Source organism: uncultured Clostridium sp. (genome assembly GCF_934754915.1).
Classification (GTDB): domain Bacteria; phylum Bacillota; class Clostridia; order Clostridiales; family Clostridiaceae; genus Clostridium.
Map to the genome: position 1 here is coordinate 1 of NZ_CAKVKB010000294.1, position 2,243 is coordinate 2,243.

General features: G+C 31.1%; 3 protein-coding genes and 1 pseudogene. All 4 read right to left on the bottom strand.

Annotated features, from left to right (window positions below; all coding sequences use genetic code 11):
- Positions 1-353: pseudogene (locus Q0F58_RS19000) on the bottom strand (phage head-tail adapter protein); the annotation flags it as partial.
- 99 nt (positions 354-452) lie between these two features.
- Entirely contained in the window at positions 453-842 is a 390-nt protein-coding gene (locus tag Q0F58_RS19005; RefSeq protein ID WP_294379566.1) for a VOC family protein, read from the bottom strand.
- Between the two features lie 16 nt (positions 843-858).
- Complete coding sequence (locus Q0F58_RS19010; RefSeq protein ID WP_294379580.1) at positions 859-1,788, bottom strand: YafY family protein; 930 nt, start codon at positions 1,786-1,788, stop codon at positions 859-861.
- A 95-nt stretch (positions 1,789-1,883) separates the two neighbouring features.
- Positions 1,884-2,243 (bottom strand): PD-(D/E)XK nuclease domain-containing protein (locus Q0F58_RS19015; protein WP_294379582.1); only part of this gene is annotated, 360 nt, incomplete at its 5' end.

Genomic DNA, 2,243 nt, shown 5'->3' on the forward strand with positions numbered 1-2,243 from the left:
TGCTGCTTTATTAATTCGTTTCCTGTTGTAATAATAGGACTTCCAATACGTTCTTTATATTTATTTTTAAAGAAAATCTGCTCATTATCAGCAATAAGTGTATGTGCAACAATGTCTTCAATTCGGAATATATGCCAAAGAGAATATGCAATTGTTTTGTTATGATATCCATTTTGGTTTATATAAGGAATTGCATTAAATTCATCTCTGCTAAGCTGCAATTTGAAACTGTCTGCTTCATCCATTAATTTATTCCTCAACAGCATAAGTGTCTCTAATCCCTCATAAAATGTTGCTTCCTTTTTTAACTGTAACTGCATATTCCTGTTCAGCTCTGACCATTCCTTATTCATAATTCCTCTCCTTTTTATGTGTTCAATAAATTTCAAACTTTATTATTTATTTAGACCTTCTTTAATTTTATAGAAATCTGTACTTAAATTCATCATCTGCTATTCTACAAATGAACCAATTTCTATTAAATTTCCTTCTGGATCAGCAATATAACATGTTCTCTGTCCCCATGGTTCTGTTGTCGGTTCCATTACACTTTCTGCTCCTGCTTTCACTACCTCTTTATAAGTTTTATCCACTTCTGCATAATTTTCTACACTTAAAGCGATTTCATAATGCCCATTAATTCCTTTACAATATGAAAATTTACTGTTTGTCATCTTTTCAAAATCTTTTTTTCTATAAAGCAGAAAAAGTATTCCATCCTTCTTCAGAAAAACATTGGATGTATTTTCATCTTCTTTGATTTCAAATCCAAGTACATCTCGGTAAAACCTGATCATAACTGACATATCATCTACCATAATTCCAAATCCATCTAATTTCATTTTATCTGCCTCCTGACTAATTTTGTAATTGACTTTCATCCTTCTTATAAATGTCTTTTATATTTTCAGCAATTCTAAGGAGTTCATCTTTTACACATTCAGGTTCTATAACTTTTACATTATCACCAAACGTAAGCATCCATGAAATAAGATTCTCCATATCTGTATATTCTCCATGAAAAAGCATTTTCCCATCTTCAGTTGTTTCATAACAGTCAGGTCCAAATTCTTCAACCACTTTCCATTTTACTTCTGGATTAAACAAGGCCCTTACTTTAATCCTTCCAGGAAACATCTTTCTAATTGATAAATCCGGCATTTCAACTTTTCTTTGCTTAAACTCTGTTTCATCAATTACTATCTCATTCATACGATTAAGTTTAAAAAGCCTAAAGTCTTCTCTATCAATACACCATCCCCATACATACCAGCTGGACCATTTAAAAATTAAATAGTATGGTTCAATTTTTCTAAGGCTTTCACCTTTAGGTGCATAGTATTGAAAAAAAATATATTTTCTTTCTTCAATTGCACTGTGAATTATAGCTATTTTAGTTGAAATTAAATCTTTATTCCAAGAAGAAAGATCAATCAAAATAGAATCCCTTCCACTGATAAAATCAGATGCCCCTGGATTAATTTTTTCCATAAGAAGACTGTAATACTTAGTACCACTTACACTATCCAAACTTCTGAGGCCTGCCATAATCATCTGCATATCCTTCAATGTAAGCAGTGTCTTATCTATCTCATATCCATCCATAATCTTTATTCCGCCGCCTGCTCCCTGTATTGTATGAATAGGTATTCCAGCCTTGCATAAATCTTCAATATCACGATTAATGGTTCTTCTAGATACTTCAAATTTTTCTGCTAATTCAGGAGCAGTTGTATGATCTTTTTGCAATAAAATAGTGAGAATTCCAATAAGTCTATCTATTTTCATATGAACTCCTTATCTGTATAATATCAAAATAAACACGACAACTATGTGTCGTGTTTATTTTAACATTTTACAAAAACCAAAAAAAGATAGAATTATTATTTCATTTTAACAAGACAATCCTTCTTAAAAAATGATATTCCATACTTTATCACATTATTATAACCATCATCTTTTAATTCCATCTCATATTTCTTTTCTTCTATCTGTCTTAAAGCATCATCTGCTCTTTTTTCAAGTTCATTAAAACTCTTGCATACTTTAAGTTCAAGTATTATAGCTGCTTTACGCCTTGTTACTGGTCTTATGAATATATCTCCCCTGCCGTTTCCAGATTCCCTGTTAGATTTTACAGTATATCCCTTCATACCAGAAAGAACTCCTGTTACAAAACCATGATAGAAATTTTCATAGGCATCATTAAAGCTTATTGTTTCAATAAGTACCTCTGCCAGCTC

What these genes read in the sequence shown, in the direction of transcription:
- Q0F58_RS19010 (WP_294379580.1), bottom strand. Translation starts at nt 1,788, where the DNA reads ATGAAAATAGATAGACTTATTGGAATTCTCACTATTTTATTGCAAAAA.
- Q0F58_RS19005 (WP_294379566.1), bottom strand. Translation starts at nt 842, where the DNA reads ATGAAATTAGATGGATTTGGAATTATGGTAGATGATATGTCAGTTATG.